The sequence below is a fragment of the Clostridium cibarium genome (assembly GCF_014836335.1).
Taxonomy (GTDB): domain Bacteria; phylum Bacillota; class Clostridia; order Clostridiales; family Clostridiaceae; genus Clostridium; species Clostridium cibarium.
Genome location: NZ_JACSRA010000021.1, coordinates 1 through 22,899 on the forward strand (window position 1 = coordinate 1; position 22,899 = coordinate 22,899).

The 22,899-nt window shown below is 29.5% G+C and carries 22 protein-coding genes; 2 read left to right on the forward strand and 20 right to left on the reverse strand.

The annotated features are described in order from the left end of the window. Positions 1-937 precede the first annotated feature (937 nt). The 18 genes from H9661_RS12740 to H9661_RS12820 all read right to left on the reverse strand — a co-directional run bounded on the left by H9661_RS12740 (position 938) and on the right by H9661_RS12820 (position 17,853). The gene (locus H9661_RS12740) at positions 938-1,471 is read right to left on the reverse strand and encodes a GNAT family N-acetyltransferase (protein ID WP_191769154.1); all 534 of its coding nucleotides are present in this window, start codon (positions 1,469-1,471) and stop codon (positions 938-940) included. A gap of 138 nt (positions 1,472-1,609) precedes the next feature. Then, positions 1,610-2,101, reverse strand: a complete 492-nt coding sequence (locus H9661_RS12745) for a GNAT family N-acetyltransferase (protein ID WP_191769156.1) — start codon at positions 2,099-2,101, stop codon at positions 1,610-1,612. Between the two features lie 96 nt (positions 2,102-2,197). After that, complete coding sequence (locus H9661_RS12750) at positions 2,198-2,656, reverse strand: hypothetical protein (RefSeq protein ID WP_143316491.1); 459 nt, start codon at positions 2,654-2,656, stop codon at positions 2,198-2,200. A gap of 365 nt (positions 2,657-3,021) precedes the next feature. Then, a complete protein-coding gene (locus H9661_RS12755) occupies positions 3,022-3,975 on the reverse strand; it encodes a restriction endonuclease (protein WP_191769158.1) in 954 nt (317 codons plus the stop codon). 312 nt (positions 3,976-4,287) lie between these two features. Further along, positions 4,288-4,413 (reverse strand): hypothetical protein, encoded by a 126-nt coding sequence (locus tag H9661_RS19895; protein ID WP_279290168.1) that lies wholly within the window; start codon positions 4,411-4,413, stop codon positions 4,288-4,290. Positions 4,414-4,814: 401 nt separating this feature from the next. Then, on the reverse strand, positions 4,815-6,467 hold the full coding sequence (locus tag H9661_RS12760; protein ID WP_191769160.1) for a reverse transcriptase domain-containing protein: 1,653 nt from the start codon (positions 6,465-6,467) through the stop codon (positions 4,815-4,817). Between the two features lie 274 nt (positions 6,468-6,741). Beyond that, the gene (locus H9661_RS12765; RefSeq protein ID WP_191769162.1) at positions 6,742-6,933 is read right to left on the reverse strand and encodes a Thoeris anti-defense Tad2 family protein; all 192 of its coding nucleotides are present in this window, start codon (positions 6,931-6,933) and stop codon (positions 6,742-6,744) included. A gap of 32 nt (positions 6,934-6,965) precedes the next feature. Continuing rightward, on the reverse strand, positions 6,966-7,538 hold the full coding sequence (locus tag H9661_RS12770) for a hypothetical protein (protein ID WP_191769164.1): 573 nt from the start codon (positions 7,536-7,538) through the stop codon (positions 6,966-6,968). 122 nt (positions 7,539-7,660) lie between these two features. Further along, positions 7,661-8,380 carry a hypothetical protein gene (locus H9661_RS12775; protein ID WP_191769166.1) on the reverse strand — a complete coding sequence of 240 codons (720 nt, stop codon included), beginning with the start codon at positions 8,378-8,380 and terminating at the stop codon, positions 7,661-7,663. Between the two features lie 16 nt (positions 8,381-8,396). Further along, the gene (locus H9661_RS12780; RefSeq protein ID WP_191769168.1) at positions 8,397-9,227 is read right to left on the reverse strand and encodes an ATP-binding cassette domain-containing protein; all 831 of its coding nucleotides are present in this window, start codon (positions 9,225-9,227) and stop codon (positions 8,397-8,399) included. A gap of 132 nt (positions 9,228-9,359) precedes the next feature. Beyond that, a complete protein-coding gene (locus H9661_RS12785; protein ID WP_191769170.1) occupies positions 9,360-9,932 on the reverse strand; it encodes an RBBP9/YdeN family alpha/beta hydrolase in 573 nt (190 codons plus the stop codon). A gap of 152 nt (positions 9,933-10,084) precedes the next feature. Continuing rightward, positions 10,085-10,465, reverse strand: coding sequence for an immunity 22 family protein (locus H9661_RS12790; protein ID WP_191769172.1), 381 nt, complete (start codon positions 10,463-10,465; stop codon positions 10,085-10,087). A gap of 18 nt (positions 10,466-10,483) precedes the next feature. Further along, entirely contained in the window at positions 10,484-12,223 is a 1,740-nt protein-coding gene (locus H9661_RS12795; RefSeq protein WP_191769174.1) for a pre-toxin TG domain-containing protein, read from the reverse strand. 245 nt (positions 12,224-12,468) lie between these two features. Further along, on the reverse strand, positions 12,469-13,743 hold the full coding sequence (locus tag H9661_RS12800; protein WP_191769176.1) for an L-cysteine desulfidase family protein: 1,275 nt from the start codon (positions 13,741-13,743) through the stop codon (positions 12,469-12,471). Positions 13,744-13,845: 102 nt separating this feature from the next. Next, positions 13,846-15,135: an amidohydrolase gene (locus H9661_RS12805; RefSeq protein WP_191769178.1), complete on the reverse strand. Its 1,290-nt coding sequence runs from the start codon at positions 15,133-15,135 to the stop codon at positions 13,846-13,848. A gap of 54 nt (positions 15,136-15,189) precedes the next feature. After that, positions 15,190-16,308, reverse strand: a complete 1,119-nt coding sequence (locus tag H9661_RS12810; protein WP_191769181.1) for a YkvI family membrane protein — start codon at positions 16,306-16,308, stop codon at positions 15,190-15,192. 27 nt (positions 16,309-16,335) lie between these two features. Continuing rightward, a complete protein-coding gene (proC, locus tag H9661_RS12815; RefSeq protein ID WP_143316508.1) occupies positions 16,336-17,142 on the reverse strand; it encodes a pyrroline-5-carboxylate reductase in 807 nt (268 codons plus the stop codon). Between the two features lie 24 nt (positions 17,143-17,166). Beyond that, on the reverse strand, positions 17,167-17,853 hold the full coding sequence (locus H9661_RS12820; RefSeq protein ID WP_191769183.1) for an L-2-amino-thiazoline-4-carboxylic acid hydrolase: 687 nt from the start codon (positions 17,851-17,853) through the stop codon (positions 17,167-17,169). A 148-nt stretch (positions 17,854-18,001) separates the two neighbouring features. Between H9661_RS12820 and H9661_RS12825 the strand changes: the two genes are divergently transcribed. Continuing rightward, on the forward strand, positions 18,002-18,520 hold the full coding sequence (locus tag H9661_RS12825) for a 2'-5' RNA ligase family protein (RefSeq protein WP_341480427.1): 519 nt from the start codon (positions 18,002-18,004) through the stop codon (positions 18,518-18,520). 206 nt (positions 18,521-18,726) lie between these two features. Here the strand turns inward: H9661_RS12825 and H9661_RS12830 are convergent, their stop codons facing one another. Both H9661_RS12830 and H9661_RS12835 read right to left on the reverse strand, forming a co-directional pair. Continuing rightward, positions 18,727-20,769 carry a leucine-rich repeat protein gene (locus H9661_RS12830; RefSeq protein ID WP_143316511.1) on the reverse strand — a complete coding sequence of 681 codons (2,043 nt, stop codon included), beginning with the start codon at positions 20,767-20,769 and terminating at the stop codon, positions 18,727-18,729. A 162-nt stretch (positions 20,770-20,931) separates the two neighbouring features. Beyond that, on the reverse strand, positions 20,932-22,044 hold the full coding sequence (locus tag H9661_RS12835; protein ID WP_191769187.1) for an alpha/beta fold hydrolase: 1,113 nt from the start codon (positions 22,042-22,044) through the stop codon (positions 20,932-20,934). 255 nt (positions 22,045-22,299) lie between these two features. Here H9661_RS12835 and H9661_RS12840 point away from each other — a divergent pair, with 255 nt between their 5' ends. After that, the gene (locus H9661_RS12840) at positions 22,300-22,863 is read left to right on the forward strand and encodes a TetR/AcrR family transcriptional regulator (protein WP_191769189.1); all 564 of its coding nucleotides are present in this window, start codon (positions 22,300-22,302) and stop codon (positions 22,861-22,863) included. Positions 22,864-22,899: the final 36 nt, after the last annotated feature.

The following is a 22,899-nucleotide window of genomic DNA, read 5'->3' on the forward strand; positions in this document are numbered from 1 at the left end:
AAAATATAACTGGAAATGAAATTTCCAGTTATAAAACATATCCAATATTCAATTTACACAAGTTATTCTACATCCTCCCATCCAACTTATCTTACTTCGTCCTATATCAAAATTTAAATTAATACTTGGAAAATTAATTGCTAATTGTATTGCTGTTATAGGTTGTATTATTTCTTTTGATTTAATAGCTTATATATCTTCAGGATTATTATGGGGATTTGGTACTCTTAAAGCACCTGAATTAATTTTTTCAAAATTCGCAAGCAGTACTACTTTAAATACAACATATAATCAATTTATTTCGCCTATTGATAATACTGCATCTTATATTTCAGCTGGAAATTTAATATTTAAAGCACTACTTCTTCAACTTTTATTTGCAATAAGCTGTATATGTTTCTGCACATTAATTTCTCTTTTATTTAAGAATACACTTACTGTAATTTCTATAAATATTTTATTTCCTATACTTACTTTACTAATTTCTGTTTCAAATAGTTTTAATGAAATAAAAAAAATCTTTTGTTATCTATTCTCATTTTTAGGAGACTCCGTCAGCATAGTCGATAGATCCATTGTAACTTCTACCGGTGGGTGTTTCGTAACATATAAATTTGCAATATTAGTTATTACTACTTGGATAATAGTTTTTATTATTTTAATGTATCTATCAAGAAATAGGTTAAAATCAAAATAAATACAATATAAATAACGAATTCAATAAGATTTCCAACTAAATATATAAAATTTTTTATCTATTAATTTTGCTTCTCCACGTATATGGTTCACCATTCATTATCCTAAAACATCTTTTAAATATTTGTGTTTATGAAATAAGAAACAAGCTCTTATAATCCAATTTTTAAGATTACAAGAGCTTGTACAACATTGATAATAAAATATTGAACTAAAAACTGAATCCTCTTAATCTATTCAATTAATGTCTCTTCTGTGACTGCCAATCATTTTTACTATAAACATACTCAAATGACTTAAAAGTTTTGTTAAGTGATTTTGAATAAAATAGGCCTTCTTGCTCAAAAGTAAAACCACATTTTTCGATTAACCCCTTAGATGGTTTGTTACTTTGAAAACAACAAGCATACACATATTTTATATCCTTAGAAAATAGATAATCCAGAATCTGATAAATTACTTCTGTCATAATTCCTTGGTTCTGGTAGTTACGATTCAATGCACATCCCAATTCTTTTGTATCTTCTCTTCCATTCTCAGAATCGTTATTTACTGCTATATGTCCAATCACTTTTTTATTTTCTTTATTTTCTATTGCAAAAATGTTCTCATTTTGAATATTTCTATCAAGCACTTCTTTTGAAGTTAGCAAGTTACAGTGCTGCTTCCACCCAGCCATTTCTCCAACACCATCTTGGCTACAATATTCATCTAAATCCTCTAAGTCTTTCTTTTCAAAAGGACGAAGAATTATTCTAGAAGTTTCTAATCTCATATATGCCACTCTCTTTCAAATTTCAATTTATATTTATAAGCATCATAAGTAGAATTATAATCTGCCAACCAATAGTTGTTTTTAAAACACTGATAATTGAATTCCTTATCAGAATTACGTACCGATATAAGTTAGAAATTATATTTCTAGTTTATATCTTAAAATTATTTCTGTAGTTCCATCCTCAAATTTACTGCCACCATCTGGTTTAAACCCATGCCTTTTATAAAATTCCCTTGCAGTATAGTTTTTTTCTAATACCCAAAGAAATATTTTTCTTATATTTTGCTTTCTGGCATGTTCAATGCAATCTTTTATTAGAATACTTCCAATTCCTTGTCCTTGAAAAAAAGTATCAACATAAAGCTCATAAATCTCAATACTACTTTCAATATCTTTGTTACCTACTTTTCTCCATTTAATAAGTCCTTTTACAATTCCATCATCATATACATATAAGTCATCTAATTTGGATTCTTTATCACGAAAGTCTAATGCCAAATCTAAAACCTGCATTTCATTAAATGAAACAATATCGTTATTAAATATTTGTCTGTAAGCAGTTCGTTTTGCAAAAATCAATATTTCTGCTAACCTTGATAAATCTTTTACTTCTGCTCTTCTTATCATATTAATACCTCATCAAATTGGAATTTGTCATTATTATATAGAACCATAATATTAAATCATTAGATTATACACCTCTTTAAAAAACGTGATATTTTCTTAAATGTATTTAATGATTTTCCTATACAACTCCTTTAGCCTCGGCTGGCTCCCACTACCCAAGGCATCTAAGCCAACACTTTTACGAATATCCCGGTCTTCAACTTCAAATAGTCTATGAAAATCATCCTCTACTTCTATATATACTGATTTATCATAATTCAAAAAATTCGAATTATATTTAAACTGATCGCCAGTAATATCTATAATAATATGATTATCATACAACAACCATGCATGAGACTGGTGATTTTCAAACGAACCATCTCTATACGTACCACAGACACAATATGTTCTGATACCGTTTCTCAACAAAAATTCAGCTAACAAATCACTAGTATCATCACAGCATCCACTCGGGAATTTAGAAAATGAACGGTCCTTATTAAAATCCCCTTCATCCTTAGCCATGTCTATCGCATGTCGAAATTGGTTGACCAATCGCTTAATATCCTTCATTAAATCCTCCAATAAATTCTAATTTCGAAATTTCATTGTTTATAAATTTTCTTCATAATTTAATAATAATCAAATCGATAAATTACTATTTATCTTTAAATTAATATTTTAAATAACCTACAAATTTCAATTTGTACGCTACATATTATTATATAAAATATACTTTTTTAATATTTCTTTAGTTCTATATAATTGCACTTTTCCTCCATTCTTTGTCCATGGTGGTGTGGTACCTCCCCATACAATATTAATTTTATAATTGCACAGAGGATAAAGGATTCTTTGGATGTATACGTAAAAATCTCTTCATGCCTTCACATTCTTTATACGTTGGAACTTGTGTATATACTTAATAACGAAATTATTTACATCCAATCTGGCAAACTATTTAAATCCATAATTCTACGAATATCTTCTTTTGATTGATTCTTAAATACTATCTGTGAAACAGCTATAATAAAATTTTTTAACTTTTCAAAAGCTACATCAGTGTATATATCGTCTTCATCCCTAATTCTATTAAATATGCTCATAATCCATTGTAAATATTTATATGGAATAATGATGTCAGAAATATCTTCCCATCCATTTACATACCCCTGATTAATGTAATACTGTGTCAATTTGTCATCGCAAGTACCTTTACATGCCCAATATATATCTACAATTTTCGTTTTTTCAAAATCTGCCGTAAATCCTTTATTTAATCCACTCTCCTCTACAAAAACAATAACTCCAGCATAATCTTCTAAGAGGTCTCTTTTCAGCAAATCTTTACCACAACATGCACACTTTAAAGGCATATATTTATTTAGCAAATTTGAAGGTGCTTTGTCATCCAATCTCTGATACGACTTAGGAAAAAACCGTTTTATTAAGTCTTTCCCTCTTTCATTCATAAGAAGTAATCCCTCAATTTTTTCATTATCAAAAGTTTGAACTTCAAATTTTTCTTTTAGACTTTCAAGTTTTCTATTTAGTGGTGAGCTAACGACAGTGGAATAGAACCCAATAAAACCATTACAATTATTCGCTAGCACTCTGTCAGCTATATCTTCTTCATCATTAACAATTACAGAACCTCCTGAGTGAACTTTATGTTTACAACTAACTAGCCATCTTACCTTCGTATCGTTTAATAATCCTATCCTTTTTTCTTCTATAATTAGATCTCTTCCCCCATCTTGTCCCCTATCAGGATTAACTAAAATTTCAAAACCTAACATATTTAATACTTCTCGTGCAAATAACTCAAAAGTATCTTGATTCCCATTTGCATTATTAGCCTGTGGTATCTCTTTAAAATCCAACATTCCCATATACATTAATCTCCTAATTAATTTTCTTATAATTTAATATTAAAATTCAATTTTCATTTTTCGAATCCAAACTTTTCACCGATTCAAAATATGTATAACATTATTTTTTGATAATATCTAAACTAAACACAAAACATTGCGGTAGCTATTAACATTTTCAGTTACTGTATGCGCACTTTATCTAGATCTAGTTTTTATTATAACTAAACACTCATTTATATTTTCACTATTAATTCCACATAAACCCATAATCAGATTATACCAAGAAATGTCGTGTGTTAAAAACAAAAATATTGCAAATTTTATATGTAATTATTTTTTTATAACAATATCTAAATTCAAAGTACTTATTCCAACATTTCTGAGTATAAAAGAAGAAAGAGTACCTTTCAAAGATACTCCTTCTTCATTGCTTGAAAAGTTTATTAAATTTATCATATATAATAACTTCTTCTATTAATCCCTAGTTGAACTTTTAGTCAAAACCTTACTAAAGTTCTCAAAAATACTTTTAATCAATTTATATGGTAGTTCTTAATTAACATTATCTAAAAATATTGCTAATAATGGTACTTTCCCTTAGGATATACTACTTGATAACATAATAAGGTTAAGTCTTATACTTGAAATAATCTCAAATAACTAATCAAGATACTTACTACTTTATAAATTTATTTTTAAAACATATATCCATATTGTTATTAAAAATTTTTAAATGAAATCTCCATAAATTTTTCTTTACTGAATATCATTTAAAGAGAACATTTTAACAATATATCCTTCTTTTACATTTATTTTTAATTTTTATCCTACTCTTCTTGTTTCTTATAAACTAAAAATTAGACACCCTTATTAAGATGCTCTAAAGCTAAATATATTGGGATAAATCCCTGTTTACTTGATGTATTTGCTTCATTTAACGTAACAACTCCTGCTTTAATTATACCTATTACCTTATGATTCATATTTAACACCACACCACCACTCGAACCATGCACTATCCTTCCACTAATTGTGTACAAACATTCCCCTAAAAAGTTAGTTCGACTTATAATATTACAAGTTTGAATGTTAGGAGAATCATTGTCGCAATATTCAGGATATCCTATAACAACTATTTTATCTCCTACCTTAATATTTTTAGAATCCCCTAATTCTAAACCAGAGACTTTAGAACTTTTCAATTCATATAAAGCATAATCAATATCTATATTAGAATTAATTTCGTTTAATCCTTTCGATATAATGCCTAATTTTTCCATCTTGTATGTTTTTACAGAATAAAATTCATTATTCTCTGTAACATGATAATTAGTAAATAATCCTATATCTTTAATAAAAAAGCCAGACCCTTGTACAATATTATCTGTATTCGTAGTTTCTAAAATTACTACATTATACATAAATTCATCAAGAAAATCTAAATTAAATATTTCTTCATTAAATAATAAATTTAATTGTTGCGCATATTTTAGAAATATATAATCATTCTTTCCTTTGATTTCTCTAATAAAATTAATCTTACCTTTCAAAACACACTTGAACCAATTATTTACATACTCTTTATTGTCTGAATTCTTTATAATATCTTTCTTCTTACCATGACTCTTCTCTATATATTCTAGCGCTGTTTCGTATATACCTTTTTTACAACAATTATGTAATATAGCTCTTAAATTTTTTATATATTCTCTTTTAACATTCGGGAACCTGTTAACAATAAGCCCTGTAACTTCTTGCCTTGTAACATTGTTATTCAAAAACACCTTGTCCGAGTTAACACTAAAACTATTTTTCTTCAAAATATTTTCAAGCTCGCTACCAATTATTAAATTACTTACATCTCCTTTTATAATAGTTTCTGAAAAACTATCATTAAAAGTTGATAATGTAATATCATCAACATATCTTGTATATACTATTCCATGTTTTTTTGCAAGTCTAATAAGTTGAGTATCCAAAGGACTACAAATCATATTCGTTATAACTGGTGAAGACGGTGACCCTTGTGATAAAACTCCATTAAAGCAGGCTAATTGTGCAATAACTGTTGCTGCCTCTTGTCCAATACTGTAAGGCTCATGCATTAACATTCCTCTAACTCTTCCAAAATGCACCTGATTAAAAAAATCCTTCAAATCAAGATTTAAAATTATTTTTTTTCTTACATGTTTCTTAGCATTATCTTTTATATTTTTTTTAGGAATGAAACCATATGCTGAAGACTTTACCTTATAAACTAGATTAAGAACATATGCTAACTTTCTTTGAATGCTTTTTAATTCTTTTACGGGAGCACTAATCTTTCTTACTCCTCCTTTTTTCTTAGGTATTTCAAAAGTAGTGTACATATCTTCATTCTTTTTAACATAAAGAAAATACCTTAAACTTTTTTCTTCTATTTCAAGTAATTTTGCCACATCTTTTCTAGTGATTAGATTATAAAATTCGTTTTTAAGTTCCTCATCTGACTTTTTAAAAATTTTACTCACCTACTTAAATATAAAAAACGTATATAGAAGAACTCAACCTTTTGCACAAATTATATAATACTACATAAAGCAATCATAATACAATTATAAATAGGTATAGTATAGGAGCATATATCCTACACATTAAATAATATCGTTACGTAACGTTAACGAAAAGCAATTCTTCTATATACATTTTCATTATATGCCACTTTTATACATATATCAACAAATCACTATATAATTATTCATTTTTTGTAAAGGTATTAGACTTTTCACCTAACTTTCTGCACTATCAAACTATTTGCCAATCTGTAGAAACTATATCTTCGTGTGAAGGACACCATCTTTGTGATCCATGCCCATCAAAATATATTATTTCCTTATTTTCTTCATCATATGATATATCCCAAGAAGGTAACCACGCCTTTCTTGATATAGTTCTTTTATTATCTATTAATTCTTTAAATGCCTCATCAAATCTCAAAATTTCCATATCCCTTCTATCATCTCATATTCCTATCCAAAAAATTTAAACTTATCAGCAATAAGAACAAAAACAGACACCCCTAAAGAAATCAAAATCATTGCTATAAGTTCCTTATCCCTTTTAACTTTCACATTTGGAACATATCTTTTTATATACCTAATCATCATATGAGGTGCATGCAAGATTTTATATTCCTTATGACAAGTAATAACTGTCAAACTGCAATATCGTTCATATGGATCAGCTACCCTTGAAAAAGAAATTAGGGTATTATATCTGATTTCTTTTATTTTATTCCAAGGAATAACTCCACTTTTTGTATAGATTCCTTTTTCATTTATAACTGCTACAATCTTTCCTAAAAATTTTCTATTAAAATAACTAGCCAAAAGCAGCACTACCACATACATAACTACTAAAGGTACTAATTCTTCATAGCTTTTCATCATAAATCCATACTTTAACAAGCTACCTATTTGAAATATTATTGTTATCCATACTGTGATTCCTAACATCAAGTATAGAATTTTAGTACTCCACATTATTCTAAACTTTATACCATGAACTTTCTTTAAGTCTAGAATATTATTATCATTTGTCATGAATTTAAATCCTCTCTATATCTAATTACCATGTGTCAATATTTTCTTCTTATGTAAGTATCATGTCATTTAGTATATTATACTATAGAAAATATAGAAGTTTATCATAAATACCATCACTCTTAAAATAATATTTTTTTCATCAATCCAACATAAACCATAACTTCTACAAAGATATAAAGCATGCTGTAAATAATGGGAATTACAAGTATACTTAATGAAAAGTTTGCCATATTCATACAAGAGTTAGTTAGATTGTTTATAGGAGGAACAAGCCATGTAATTATTTTTGTAATTGGATATTCATTTGCCATTGGAATCTTTACAACAGACATGATTACACTTAAGAATAATACCAATATTGCCCTATTTCGATTTCCAAGAACCTTCCCTTGGAAAATCATTCCTAACAGTGTTCCCATTAATGCAGATAAGACGAGAATAAGAAAACCTAATACAATATCATTTATATTAATCTCATCATTTGAAAAAACGCCATTATTTATACAGCTAATAATTAATGGCCAAAGTACTCCAACTAATGATATGATACTTTCTATAATAGACATGAATATTATTTTTGAAATCCAATATAAGTTTCTGTTATTTGTCTTAAGAAATACAATTTGTTCTGTTCTCCAGTCTTGTAATTCGCAATAACTAAATCCCATCCAAGTCATTATACAAAATACTACACTGGCGCAAACTATAATACTAGGCACAAACTTTTCTGAGCCTGTACTATAATAAATTAACTGAAATAACAAATAAAATATTACTGGTATCATAAACTTATTGTATTTCATATATATTTTATAGTTATACTTTAATAAAGCTATCATAATGTTCCTCCATTTATTACTTGAAATATTTTAATGTAAACCCATAGTTTAAAGCACTTAAAAGAACTTTATTGCTACTTCTTTCTCTTACTTTTAATTTCACTACTCCTTCTTCCTCATGGCATTCTAAAATATCTCCAAATTCTGATGTTAATTTATCTATATTACTTTTTTCTTTTTTCTCAAAAATTAATATATTATATCTAACCCTTTCTATTTTAGGTTTTACTGATTCAATTATCTTTTTATTTTCAATTTTGAGAACTCTGCTAGATAATTCATCTACTAAAAATGGCTCATGGCATGACATAATGACAGTTACGCCTTCAGATATTAGATCTTTAATGATCCTGATAAAGTTCGCTTGGGAGTTAACATCTTGTCCAGACAAAGGTTCATCTAATAGTAATACATCCGAATTAGAAATTAACGCTTGAATCACTGCTACTTTTTGCAGCGACCCCTTAGATAAATTCTTCATTGGAACATCTTTCATACTCTTTAGATAAAACTTTTCATAAAGCTCTTTAACCTTTGCCTCAAACTCTTCTTTTCTTATATTATCTAAGTCACCTATACATTTTAAATATTCTTCTATTGTTAAATTAAGCTTTGAATAATTCTCTGGTATATAATTAAACTTTACATTTCTATCAATTATTATCTTTCCACTACTTAAACTTGTAAGTCCAGAAATTATTCTAAGAAAAGTGCTTTTCCCCATCCCATTATTTCCAAGAATAGCTACACTTTCCCCTTTTTTAAACTCAACATTTACTTTATCAAAGATTATATTTTTTCCAAACCTTTTGGTTAAATTCTCTACCTTAATTATGTAATCTTCCATACTCATAGCTCCAATCTAAATGTTCTGAAATTCCTATCTACCTATATTTTACAGCAATTATAGTGTTCTGACTATATTTGCCTTATGTCTACCATCCAAAATAGCTCTAACCTTATTTGCTTCCTTAGCCATTTAAATAAAGCTTATCAACTTCTGAATTTCATTTAATAAAACAGGGAAATCAGTATATCCATCACGAGCAATAAAATGTTTTCCTGATGAAAGAATCATAAGATTTGCATCTAATTCTTTGGCTAATTTTTGTGTTGCTTTGGTTGGAACAATATCATCATCTTTTGCCGTAATAACAATTCTTGATTGAATTAAACTTTTTATTCTTTCAATATCAAGTGGTCCATCTACAAATTCTTGTAATCCTTCTGTTTGCTCATCCATGGGATTTTCATTTATAAAACCTGAAACAAGTATCGCCCCTTTGATTTTTATATTTCTTTCAAGTATATATCGAAGTGCCATAATACATCCGAGGCTATGCCCGATAAATATGGTATTTTCATCAATGTCCAAAACATTTTTACGAAGATGCTCAAGCCATGGTTCAAGATGTGGATTGCTGGAATCAGGCATGTTAGGAATATAAATTTTGACAGGACTATTTTTAAACTGTTCCTTTAACCATGGAAACCACTCTGCTTGGTTTGAAGATGTATAACCATGGATAACATATATATTTGTATCTTTCATTTTCTTATTTCTCCTAATTATATAAATAATTTTCACTTCATAATGATTTAATTAACTAAAATTAATGAACCAACTTACTTAAATTTCAGTTGATTCATTTCATCTTTTCACTATATTATTTAGATTATGCTATCAGTTTATTATGCATTCAATTATTTACTGTAGTCCACACATCCAATAAACTTCAGTTCATTATCTCCATTTTTATAATTATCTCCATTATGCTGATATTCAAAGTCATATAACAATACTATAGAATTATACATTCCTCCACTATATTTTTCATTTAATCTAGGTATTATCTCATAATCATTAGAAAAGCCTTCTAATAAAACCTGCAAATCATTTGACTTTTCCTCCATATAATCTATTTCTGAAAAGTCTATATCATAATAATCTATCTTAAATTGCTTTTTAAACTTTGATGGTATTAAGTCCCCATCATCGGTATATTTAATCTCCATAAATTTTCTGAAAGTTTCTTCATCATTAAAAATCCCTAGCCATAATGATACCTTACCTTCTTTTTGCATACTCATCTCTCCTTTAACTTATTTCCGTTGTAATCCCTTAGGCAAAGATTCTACACCTCCATCCAGTCTATAATTTGCCCAATTATTCAGCCTTCTTATAAACGTATCATAGTCTGCTGAACTATCAATTATCTTTAACAATTCATTATGAGCAGTTGTTGAACCTCTACCCCCATGTATTCCTTTAGGATTCACGAATTTAACATCTGTTGTTAAACTTCTTAAATCTTTAATTTGCTCTGCTGTTACATACCAATTCTTAAACTGAGGAGTCCTAGAAACTAAATGCCATTCATGTAATCCACCTGGTTGTCTTAATCTGTCCTCTATCGTTTCTCTCAGCTTAGGGTCTTTCCATATCTCATCTAATTCTTCAGAAGTTAATGAATTAAAGAACTTATTAAATTCACCATTTCTTACAGATGGTATATCTTTAGTTGTTAATCTGTAAAGGTTACTTGCCCCCTTTTCATCAATAAACCCAAGAATCCTGTCCTTATCTCCCTTATATTTTACAACAACTTGTGCTAAGTTTTCTATAGTTTCCTTATCTCCACTATCCAAAACAGCTCTAACTCTCTTTGATTCTTCAGCAGTTAACCCAAGATTATCAACCTCAGTTACTATCTTTCTCAAGTTCTCGTTACTTCTATAAATCCTCTCAAATTCTCCAGCTCCAAGGCTGCTTAGCCTTAAACTTTTATCCTTAGTTCCATCTTGTATGGTTTTCATAAAAGTTTTATAAGCATCTGGAGTTTCTATCCTTAGGTTGTCTAAAAAGCCTCCACTTTCAACTCCCTTAACTCTAGCAGAAACTGTACCTCCATATCTTGATACTCCCATAGCACTAATTCTAGTTCCCTGATAAGCAAGTAGCCCTACCCATGGTGGTAGCCCTGCTTTTTCTGCTGCTTCCATAGAAATATAGCCTGTCCCCATGGCACCTACATTTCTTATAAGTTCCTTTCCCGAAACCTTAAGTAATTCCTTAGCACCATATTTACTTCCTACCTTAATTAGCACAGCTCCATCTCCTACTAGAGGTATTGCTGACAATGCACTTAAAGCTCTCTCTGCATCTGATAACTTTCTTTGGGTTATTAAATCCATTCCTATAACAGCTTCAACCAATCCCTTAGCATCTCCTACTATTGGGATTACATCAAGACCAAGGGATACCCACTTTTCCCATGCCTTTTCATAAGTTACATCTGCACCTTCTATAGTTTGTTTTAGATACTTACCATACTCATCGATATATTCTTCATTATTATTTTTAGCATTTTCCTTATATTCTTCATATTGCTTTTTCATAACATCTGATACGCCTTCGTATGTTAACAAATCTTGAAAAGTTAACCCTGCCTTTTCTCTTGTGTATTCATAGCCTTCTTCTGTTACGCCAGATTCTTCTATTCCTAAGTTATTTTTTACAGATATATCTTCAATCCTTATAAGCCCCAAGTCTTCTAAGGCATCTTCCTGCTCTGAAAAAAAATCACTATCAACACTGCTATCATAGTATCCACATAGCCCTTTAAAAACTGTATACCTTTGAGACCAATTAAAAAGTTCATTAATCTCATTATCAAGAGGAGAATAATCTATGTATCCAAGTCCACCATCACTATTAATTAATTCTACTGCTTCTTTTGCTACTCTATTTGCCTCATATAAACTTCTGCCACAATTATTTAAAGCGTACTCAGCATTAGAGCATCTTGAATTGACTTGCTCATCTATTGAAAAATCCCTCACCTTGCATCATCCCCTAATGCCTTTAAGTAAAAATAACTTTTCATTTTATAAAACATCTTATCACCAACTTTTCAATAAAAATAAAAAAAGTTAGCACTAAAAAGTGCTAACCCATGTTTCTACGTAAAATGTTTTTATTGTCTGCAAGTAAGGTTTCATAGTGAATCAACATCCCACATATTTCTCACTATTTCCTAACAAATTATACCATGTTACCATTTCTAATTGCAAGAATTATTTATTTATTATTGAATCATTATACTAATAATTTTTTTATCAGTTTCTTTCATTCCTTCTTTTGCAAGTTTCCCAACACTTGATATTGTAGCTTCAACATCCTTTTTAACAATACCATCACCATCTCTAAATTGTTGCCCTTGCTTGTACATATGATATCCTAAAATTCCAGCATCCACACCTGCAGCAATTTTAGCTGCACAAGAAGCTTTAGCACCATCACAAACTATCCCTGAAACAATAGATAATGCATTAACAATTGTATGTGCAATTTCTTTATATCCACCGCCATAAAGATATGCAATACCTGCACCACTTCCAGCTCCAGCTGAAATAGCTCCACAATATGCTGATAGTCTTCCTATCCCTGTTTTTTGATGTATTGTAATTAAATCTGAAAGAACTACAGCTCTATAAAGTTTCTCTTTTGAAACATTTAACTCATTAGCATATTCTATAACAGGAAGTGAAGCTGTCATTCCTTGATTTCCACTACCTGAAATTATAACTACAGGAAGCTCACATCCATTCATTCTAGCATCTGATCCAGCTGCTGCTTTAGCCTTTGCTCTTACCTTTACATCTGATCCATATGTAGAAAATAGAACTTTTCCAATATTTGCACCATAGCTATTTTTCAAACCTTCTTCTGCAATTCTTGAATTATACTCAATTTGCCTTCCGATAATATTTTCTATGTCCTTAATATCAACAGAATTTGCAAAATCAATAATATCTTCTACATTTAATAATGTTTTATCACTAAGTCCTTCTTCTTTAGATGCATTTGCATCTTTTTCATAAATGACTTTTCCATCCTTTTCAATTAAAACAATATTCGTATGATAATTTACTATTCTTACCTTTACATATGAATCTTTATAAAATGCATTAATTTGTATGTAAAATATAAATGAAGTCTCTTTAAATTCAACTTCTATAGAATTATTTGATAAATATTCTTTAATAAGTTGTTTATCTTCTTCTTTTACACTTGAAATAACCTGCAATTTCATTTCAGCTTCGCCAGCTATAATCCCAGCAGCTACCGAAGCTTCTATTCCTTTTAGACCTCCTGTATTAGGAACTATAACACTTTTTACATTTTTTATTATGTTACCACTGGCTTCAACCACAACTTTTTCAGGTATAGCCCCTAATGCTTCTCTAGCCTTTGCAGCTGCATAAGCAATAGAAATTGGTTCAGTACATCCCATTGCTGGAACTAATTCTTCATTTAGAATTTGCAAATAATTTTTATATTTTATATCATCCTTCTCCATTTTTACCTCAATCTTAATTAATTTAAAATTTTATAAACTTATACTAATGTGTTACTTGAAAAATAATAACATGAATAAATAAAAGATTAAAGACAAACTTAATTATATATTAAGATGTTCATCTATAGCTTTTGCTAAGATTTCTGGGTTATTAATTAATTTAAGTCCACCCAAAGCCATGCACTTAGCTACATAAATCATACTTTTAAAGCCAATTGTTGAACCAGTTTGTGCTGTAAAGGCCCAATGATGTAAAGGAGTTCCTTTGCATGCTGTAGCTGCATTTAATGTAACAGTAGGAACCTTGTGACTTACATTAGATACATCAGTTGAAATATATATATCTTTTGCTCTTCTTTCATATTTCTGTAGTCCATCAAAATATTTACCTTCATTATCTAAATTTGCAGCTTCACTAATTGATTTTGCAAATTGAATTTCTTCTTCTGTATATTTAGGTACAGGAACTTCTGTCATAGCTTCATAAAATGTATCTAATAATGTGAAATTCAATTTTGTTTCCTTACAATTAGATACTAATTCACTTTCATACCTTGTATCTGTCATAAGGGCTGCCCCTTGTGCTATACGCTCTATACGCTGAGATGCATCATCAACATGTTTACGACTATTACCTCGAATATAATATGATGTTTGTGCAAAGTCAGGAACTATATTTGGTTTTACACCAGCATCTAAGTAAGTGTAATGAATACGGACATCATCTGTTACATGTTCTCTTAAATAATTTACTCCTACATTCATTAATTCTGCTGCGTCAAGTGCACTTCTACCTAAATGTGGGCTTCCAGATGCATGAGACGTTACTCCAAAGAACCTAAACTTTTTACAATCCATAGCTTGATAAATATCTTCTCCAACTCTATTTACATCTGATGGATGCCATGTAATTGCTGCATCTAAATCATCAAAACAGCCTTGTTCTGTCATTATGATTTTCCCATACATAATCTCTTCTGCAGGACAACCAAATAGCTTTATAGTTCCACTTTTACCACTTAACTCAAGCTCTTTTTTAAGAGCAACAGCAGCTGCCGCTGCACCAACCCCTAGCACACTATGTCCACAACCATGGCCACAACCTTCAATTTCAGAGCGCCTATCTACTGGCTTCTGTCCTAAACCTGGTAATGCATCATATTCTGCTAGAAAGCCTAGTACAGGCTTACCAGTTCCCCATGTAGCAACAAAAGCTGTTTCCAAACCTGCAACTTTCCACTCAATTGAAAATCCTTGATCTTCCATAAAATTTGCTAAACATCTACTTGATTTCTTTTCTTCTAATGATAATTCAGGATTTTCAAATATAAATTCTGCTATTTTCCATACATCAGAACTATTTTCATCAAACCATTTATTAATTTCATTCATAATTTATTCTCCTTATATTAGTTTCATCAAATAATAGTTAATCTTACTAATTCTCTAATTAATATCAACTTCTACCTCATTATCAAATTTTCTATTTTTTACTCTTAATTCTTTATAGATTATAAAACAAGTAAAAATAATAGCTGAATATCCTGCTAAAGGATATAAAATATTCACCAATTTATCAAAAGGGAGTATACCTCCAAAAATCATACCTATAGCAGTTAATATTATTGCAATAGTATTGAATTTTTTAGTTTTATCAACTGCAAACTTTCTAACAGTCACTAAAAGGAATGAAGCTACTGCTGAGTAAATACTTAATACTATTAATACTGAAAAAATTAATCCTAATACAGGTGATATATGATTAGCAATTGCTAATGTTGGAACTTGTTGACCTACAATTAATTTATAATAAACAAGTTCTGCTATCACAAGTGATATAATTGCTACTGTAAAAGCAATAGTTCCTATAAGTCCTGCAGTTCTCGCTTCCTTTAAACTTTTTGCAGATGCCCCACAATCAACTTGAAATGGTATACTAACCATAAGTGCAAGAAAAGCATACAATATTCCTGACCATGCCCAATTCGAAGATGCAGTTTGAAAGCCTAATGTTGGTATAAGATTACTAGCTTCTGATAAAAGGTTTGGTTGATTAATAAGGGTAGCAATTCCTGAAACTCCTACTATTGCTACAAATATAATCTTGATTGGTCCTATAACTCCTATTATTTCAATAAGCTTTTCTACTCCTAGAACTACTGTTCCTAATGAAAGAAGTGCTATAACTCCAGTACCTACATATGTTGGTATTCCATAATATTGGTTAATTGTTGCACCAGCTCCAGCAAGCATAACTACAAATATAGCATATACTAATACAACAGTATACCATATGTAAACTTGTCCTATAACTTTACCGCAATAATACTCAAAAACATCATATGGATTACCAAATTTCTTTTTTTGGCCTATTCCATATAAAATGTATGTTAAGCCACTCATTAATGCTAAAAAAATTACTGCTGCTATAATTCCATTCGCCCCACTTGTGGTGAAAAATTGTAAAACTTCTTGCCCCGTTGCAAATCCTGCCCCAATCCAATATGCACATAATGCTCCTGCAAGGATTATTATCTTTTTTAAACTAATTAATTCTTTTTTCATATATATTGCCCCCTGGTTTTCCTTAGTTTATTCTAATTCATTTGTTCTTTTTAATGCTTGTTTTACACTAGACATAACAATTCCATGAAAACCTGATTCACTTAATACATGTAATCCATCAATTGTAATTCCAGCTGGAGAAGTCATAGTGTCTGTAATTTGATAAGGATGTTTTCCTGTTTTTTCAATAGTGAGTGCAGATGCCATTATATTCTCTAAAGTAATAGCTATGGAATCTTTACGTGAAAATCCAGATTGAACACCTGCATCCACTAAAGCTGCAATAAAATACATTACATAAGCAGGTCCAGCACAACTAAAAGCAGTAAATGAATTGAAAAGACTTTCATCAATAAACATTGTTTGCCCTAATGAAGTTAAAATTTCTTGAATAATTTCTTTGTCACTAAGACTAACTTTTTCATTTATACTTGCAGCACTAAATCCATGTTGTACATCTATCATAGTATTTGGCATAACACGAACAAGCTTATGTTTTTCTCCAAATATGGCTTCTAATTTTTCTATTTTAATACCAGCACAAATAGAAATAATAATAGTATTTTCATTTAAATCATTTCTAATATCTTGTGCAACTTTTTCAATATCTTGTGGACGTACTGCAACTAAAACAATATCTGAACTTTTTACAGCACTTGAAATATCTTCTGCTTCAACAATTCCATATGTAGTATTTAAATATTTTTTTCTTTCACTTAATATATCAAAAACAATAATATTTTCAGGTTGAAAAACTTCATTAGAAATAATTCCACGTATAATCCCCTCTGCCATATTACCGCCACCAATAAAGGCAATTTTACTATTCAACATATATAGTTCCCCCTCGTTTTTCTCTTATTTTTCTTCTAACACCTCTAAGTATTCTCTGCCAAACAGTGCCACATATCCCTCTAGCACTTTATTAATAATTACTTTTCCTTCTTCACCAAGTTCGCTAATTAATGTTTCACTTATTGAATTTAATAAATGAGCTGTATGAAAGTTAAAGTCTCTAGTACAACTAGTTCCTAACTCTGCTCTTTTTTGTGATAGTTTTACCATATCCTCATCACTCATTGCATGTCCAAAATGAAACTCACAGCGATCAGCTCCAAAACTTAGATTGCTAGATACTGTCATATGAAAGTTTTCATTAAATCCATTAAAAACAGCTGAATCTATGTTGACACAATAATACTTTCCATACTGTAAAAGATTATGTTTTTTCCATGACCCACACCATTCACATTTTGTAGCTTTACTAACAAATTCTGGTTCTGTTTCGATAATTCCAAACTCCATTTGTCCTTCTTTGGGAACCCATTCTCCATAAGCCTGGCTATTTATAAAATCTAAAGAATCACCATTTCTGATTGCCCTTTCTGCCATTCTTTTTCCACGTTCATGTCCATATTTTTCGATTGCATTAAAAATTATTTTTTCTCCTCTTTCAGCAAAACTCTCTATTGTGAACTTTGCAAAAAGTGCAAATAATGTTGCATGATGCTCTATTTCACACTGAACTAATTTTTTGTTTTCCATTTAACCACCTCACTCCATCCTTATTTCTTACAAAACTTATATATTTGGTAGTATTATATAGTATGTTGTCAAATTTATCAATACATATTATAACTTTCTTCACAAAAGATTCTTAAATGGTATAATTATGTATATGATTTTGTTAGGAGTGATTTTTTTGAAAAGGGCAGTAATTTTATTTCCAAATTTCCATAACATTAATATTATTAAGAGTATAAGAGAAAAGTATGACCCACTTGCAAACTGCATTGACCCACATATAACTATTGTTTTTCCATTTGATAGTGATATATCAACAAATGATTTGAAATCCCATTTTAATAAAGTGTTAAAAGGAATAAAAAAGTTCAATGTTCAATTAAAGGATTTTACAGGGGACTTTAGAGATGGATATTTGTTTCTTAATGTAAAGAAGGGAAATGACAATATAATTGAATTGCATGATAAATTATACAGTGGAATATTAGAGAGTTTTTTATTTAAGAAAGTAACATATTGCCCTCACTTAACTGTCGGTAGATTACCTGAGCAAATTGAGTTTGATAAAACCCTTGATGAATTAAGCTATTATGACGAAAGTTTTGAAATCCTAATTGATAAAATATATATTGAAAATATTGATATTATTGAACGTTCTACAATTGAATTCTCATTTGATTTAGAATAAATTTTCCATATAGGGGAAGTCATTTGTGGCTTCCCCAAAAATGATATAACTAATATTTCCACCCTAAGAGCTCTAAACCTGCATTTTTTCAGCATATTCTTAAGAATACGAGAATATTAGAATATTACCATATAAGAATATTGCAAAAAAATCACAAGCTTATATAAAAACAGACCACTGATAAAATCAGTGATCTGCCACAATACTTACATCGCTTCCAATTTTATATCCTTAGAAACATTAACAAGATCATATAAATCTATAATACTATCATAATTTAAATCAAACTTACTTGGATTAGCTTTATCAAAACGCTTATTATACTCATTAGCTTCTATAGCTAAATCCACTAAATCCACTTTTCCGTTACCATCTACATCATTACTTACAACTACATACTTAATATTATACCTTTTAGCATAAAACTCAGAATCTGAGTATTGGCTGCCATAAATCGTAAAATCTGGAGGACATCCATAGAATACACCACCTCCAAATAATGAAGTATCAACATAAGGCAAAGCTATATTTTTTAGACTACTACAGTTAAAAAATGCACGATCATAGATTGAAATCACGCTCTTAGGAATACTTATACTTGTTAATTTTGTGCAACCTTCAAATTCTCTTTCTCCAATGCCTCCTACACCTTCTGAAAGCACTACACTAGTTAAATTTGTACAATCTTCAAATACAGAAGATGCAATAACTTTAACACTTCCAGGTACAGTTACACTTGTAAAACTGCTACATCCTGCAAAAGCTCCAATTCCTAGTTCTTCTACCCCTTCAGGGATACTTACATTTGCTAAACTACTACAGTTAAAAAATGCACTTCCTCCAATATAAGTTAAGCCCTGTGGTAAAGATATATTAGTTAAACTAGTATTTTCGTAAAAGGCATAATCACCTATACTTTTTAATGTACTTGGCAGTGATATATTGTTTAAGCTACTACATTTATAAAAGGCAAGAGCTCCTATTTTAGTAACACTGCTTGGAATATTAACATTTTTAAGGCTAGTACAGCCATAAAATGCATCATCAGAAATATTGGTTAATTTATTTGATAGCCTAACATCAGTTAATTTTCCGCACTCTATAAATGCTAACTCGCCGAGGCTTGTAACACTATCAGGTATATATACACTCTTAAGCTCTTGATTCTGTCCAAAAGCATCCACTCCAATACTTGTTACACTATCTGGAATAGTTATACTTGTTAAATTAGTACATATTAAAGCAGACTTTTCAATCCTTTTTACAGTACTTGGTATAGTCAAACTTGTAATTGGTTTACCTCCAAAGGCAGTAACTCCAATTGTTTTTACACTGCTTGGAATTGTCACATTAGCTCCTTCACCTTTGTATGATAATAAAATACCATCTCCAACAACAATAAAATCACTTGGATACTGATTCTCCCAAGGTGTTCCATCAAAATTGTTACTACCTATATAAGTTACACTACTTGGTATGCTTACACTTGATAGAAAACCATTACCCCAGAATGCTTCTTCACCTATAGTTATTACACTACTTGGAATAGTTATACTTGTTAGCCCTGCACCTTTAAATACTCCATCATTTATCTTAGTTATTGTATTTGGCAAAGAGATACTTCTTAATTTACCACATCTAGAAAAAGCACCATTCCCTATAGTTGTTACACTATTTGGTACAATAGCACTTGTTATGCTACTATCTATAAATGCTTCTTCACCTATACTTAAAACAGTATTTGGTATTGTAATATCTGTGTTCGCTCCCTTGTAATTTATTAATATTTTATTTCCAACGACTACAAAATCTCCTGAAAAATTATTAAGCCAAGGTGTTCCTGAAAATGCCTGTCCCCCTATTTCAGTAACAGTATTTGGTATTGTAATATTACTTAAACTGCTACAGCCAGCAAAGGCCTTAGATCTAATAGTTCTGACATTTCCAGGTATTATTACATTATTTAGATTAGTGCACCCTGAAAACACTTCTGTACCAATAGTTTCTAAACTGTTTGGTAATGTTACACTAGTTATACTCGTATTATTTTTAAAGGCATAGTAAGCAATTTCTTTAACCGTATCTGGAATTACAACATTACCACCAGATCCTATATATTCAACTAATACACCCTCTCGAACATCAAAATAATCACTTTCAGCATATACCTTTGTCACATTAAAAAATGGCCCATTTAACATAGATATACTCAGCAAAAATATTAATGCTATTCTAATTACCCTTTTCATTTGTTTCCCTCCCAAAAAATAAATATACAATCGAGTTATATTATAGCATGAAGATACAGTTTTTTCATCTTTTTTCGACTTTTTGTATCCGATAGTTAGTGTATTAAGATTATATTTTTAATTGTATAATTTATTTAAAAATAATACTCTATAAAATCAATTTTATCTTGTTAGAAATTTTTTAATCTCATCAAAAGCTAGGTCCATTCTTCCTGCTTGGCAATGCTGTTCCCCTCCTGTTTCTTTAGTAAAAACTTTCTTTGTTATAGATTTTGCATTTACCAAATTATTTTCTAATAAAGCCAATGTTTCTATTGGAACATACTGATCTTCCTCACCAGCTAATAACAATAAGTCTTGATCTACAAACTTCTCTATGCCTGCCATTGTATGCAATCTAATAGCTTTTAGAAAATCATATGGGGTTTCTGTACCAGTATTATCCATCCCCTTGCATATTTTCCAATTAAAATCAATATCTCCTTTCATCTTTGCTGACATTAATTCATTTATTTTATCTTTTTCATTATTATCCAGTAGTTTTTCTAATTTGTCTCTCATTTCCTTATTTGACATACTAATAACATCCATTCCACAATAAAAAATATCATAACAAATTACTTCTTTAATCCTCTTCTCAAATGCAGCAGCTCTCAAGCAAAAATAGCCTCCCCAGGAACAGCCTAATATGCTGGCTTCTTCTAGATTGAAATAATCCAAAATAGCAGATACTGGTTTTTCCCAGTTATGAATGAACTTTAAACCATTCATTAATGCTCCTCCTTGACCTGGGCCTTCAAAAGCGATAATATCATACCCTAATCCTTTAAAATAAGCTAGACATGGAATTATTTCTTCCAAACAGGAATCATATCCACCATGTATAAGTAATGTTTTAGTTGAGTTTTCAAATTTTACACCTACAGCTGATAAAAATGAATTTTCATAAGGAACCTGGAAATGTTCTAATGGTAATTCCTTATAAGACTTATAGAAGTTTTCTTTAAACTTGTTATACATATATTTTTTATTTGGATCATTTTGTCTCAAATAAAAATTCCCTGCTTCGTAGTAGGCAGCTGCTAATTCAAATTGCCCCTTCTCTTCACTTTGCTCTCCTAGTTTTCTCCAAGACTTATACCAAGCATCTGTATCTGTTAGGATTGGTAATACAGAATCAATATCTTTCTTAATTTCAGGATCAGTATAAAATCCTCCTAAAAAACGATTAATTTGAAAATTGAATTGTCTATTTTCCACAAATTCTTTAAACATAATAAACCACTCCTTCATATTTTTTATAACATATATATGTTTATGCTATTAGTATAATTGATAAATATTATCATTTAAAGAATCATATATTCATATATTGTAAGTTATCCTACAATATATATAGAAAGTGTATGATAACTTACGCTTTCTATATATATTAGTTCTTATTAAATATTTTTTAAGTTCAATCTATTAAACATATGTAGTAAAATTAATGGTGTAATTTTAAAAATACCCCTTTTTATGGAGGATAATATGAGTAAAAAAGTAGACTTAAGAGTACTAAAAACACATGAAAATATAAAAAATGCTTTTTCTAATCTTTTATTAGAAAAAAGCTTTAAAGATATTACAGTTCAAAACATTTGTGATAGAGCTTTAATTGGTCGCTCAACCTTTTATGATCATTACTTTGATAAATATGACCTGCTTAATAAAATGGTTCATGAAACTTTTGATGAATTAAAACCTTATATTAAAAATAGATTTAATATAATAAATTCTCATGATTTTATTGATGTGTGCTCTGGCATAATCGATTATTTAGGAAATAGGAAAACTACTATACAAGCATTACTAAGTGTACATGCTGAAACTATTGATTTATATGCTGACTTAAAAAATCTTTTAATAGAAGAATGTTTAAATTATTTAGAACATAAGAAATTTAAAAGTAAATTTAATGTTTCAAATGAATATATTTGTTTCCATTATGCCTCATATGTATTAACTTCTTTTCAGCTGTGGCTTCAATATGGAGAAAGTGGTGCAGGCTTAGATTTGGCTTATGAAATGCAGGAAATTCTTTTTGCTAAATAAATTTATATAAACTTTGTAGTATATAAATCTTATGGA

Coding starts and splice junctions, on each gene's coding strand:
- H9661_RS12740 (WP_191769154.1), bottom strand. CDS start 1,471: ATGAGATTAGAAACTTCTAGAATAATTCTTCGTCCTTTTGAAAAGAAA.
- H9661_RS12745 (WP_191769156.1), bottom strand. CDS start 2,101: ATGATAAGAAGAGCAGAAGTAAAAGATTTATCAAGGTTAGCAGAAATA.
- H9661_RS12750 (WP_143316491.1), bottom strand. CDS start 2,656: ATGAAGGATATTAAGCGATTGGTCAACCAATTTCGACATGCGATAGAC.
- H9661_RS12755 (WP_191769158.1), bottom strand. CDS start 3,975: ATGGGAATGTTGGATTTTAAAGAGATACCACAGGCTAATAATGCAAAT.
- H9661_RS19895 (WP_279290168.1), bottom strand. CDS start 4,413: ATGATAAATTTAATAAACTTTTCAAGCAATGAAGAAGGAGTATCTTTG.
- H9661_RS12770 (WP_191769164.1), bottom strand. CDS start 7,538: ATGACAAATGATAATAATATTCTAGACTTAAAGAAAGTTCATGGTATA.
- H9661_RS12775 (WP_191769166.1), bottom strand. CDS start 8,380: ATGATAGCTTTATTAAAGTATAACTATAAAATATATATGAAATACAAT.
- H9661_RS12780 (WP_191769168.1), bottom strand. CDS start 9,227: ATGGAAGATTACATAATTAAGGTAGAGAATTTAACCAAAAGGTTTGGA.
- H9661_RS12785 (WP_191769170.1), bottom strand. CDS start 9,932: ATGAAAGATACAAATATATATGTTATCCATGGTTATACATCTTCAAAC.
- H9661_RS12790 (WP_191769172.1), bottom strand. CDS start 10,465: ATGCAAAAAGAAGGTAAGGTATCATTATGGCTAGGGATTTTTAATGAT.
- H9661_RS12800 (WP_191769176.1), bottom strand. CDS start 13,743: ATGGAGAAGGATGATATAAAATATAAAAATTATTTGCAAATTCTAAAT.
- H9661_RS12805 (WP_191769178.1), bottom strand. CDS start 15,135: ATGAATGAAATTAATAAATGGTTTGATGAAAATAGTTCTGATGTATGG.
- H9661_RS12810 (WP_191769181.1), bottom strand. CDS start 16,308: ATGAAAAAAGAATTAATTAGTTTAAAAAAGATAATAATCCTTGCAGGA.
- proC (WP_143316508.1), bottom strand. CDS start 17,142: ATGTTGAATAGTAAAATTGCCTTTATTGGTGGCGGTAATATGGCAGAG.
- H9661_RS12820 (WP_191769183.1), bottom strand. CDS start 17,853: ATGGAAAACAAAAAATTAGTTCAGTGTGAAATAGAGCATCATGCAACA.
- H9661_RS12830 (WP_143316511.1), bottom strand. CDS start 20,769: ATGAAAAGGGTAATTAGAATAGCATTAATATTTTTGCTGAGTATATCT.
- H9661_RS12835 (WP_191769187.1), bottom strand. CDS start 22,044: ATGTTTAAAGAATTTGTGGAAAATAGACAATTCAATTTTCAAATTAAT.
- H9661_RS12840 (WP_191769189.1), top strand. CDS start 22,300: ATGAGTAAAAAAGTAGACTTAAGAGTACTAAAAACACATGAAAATATA.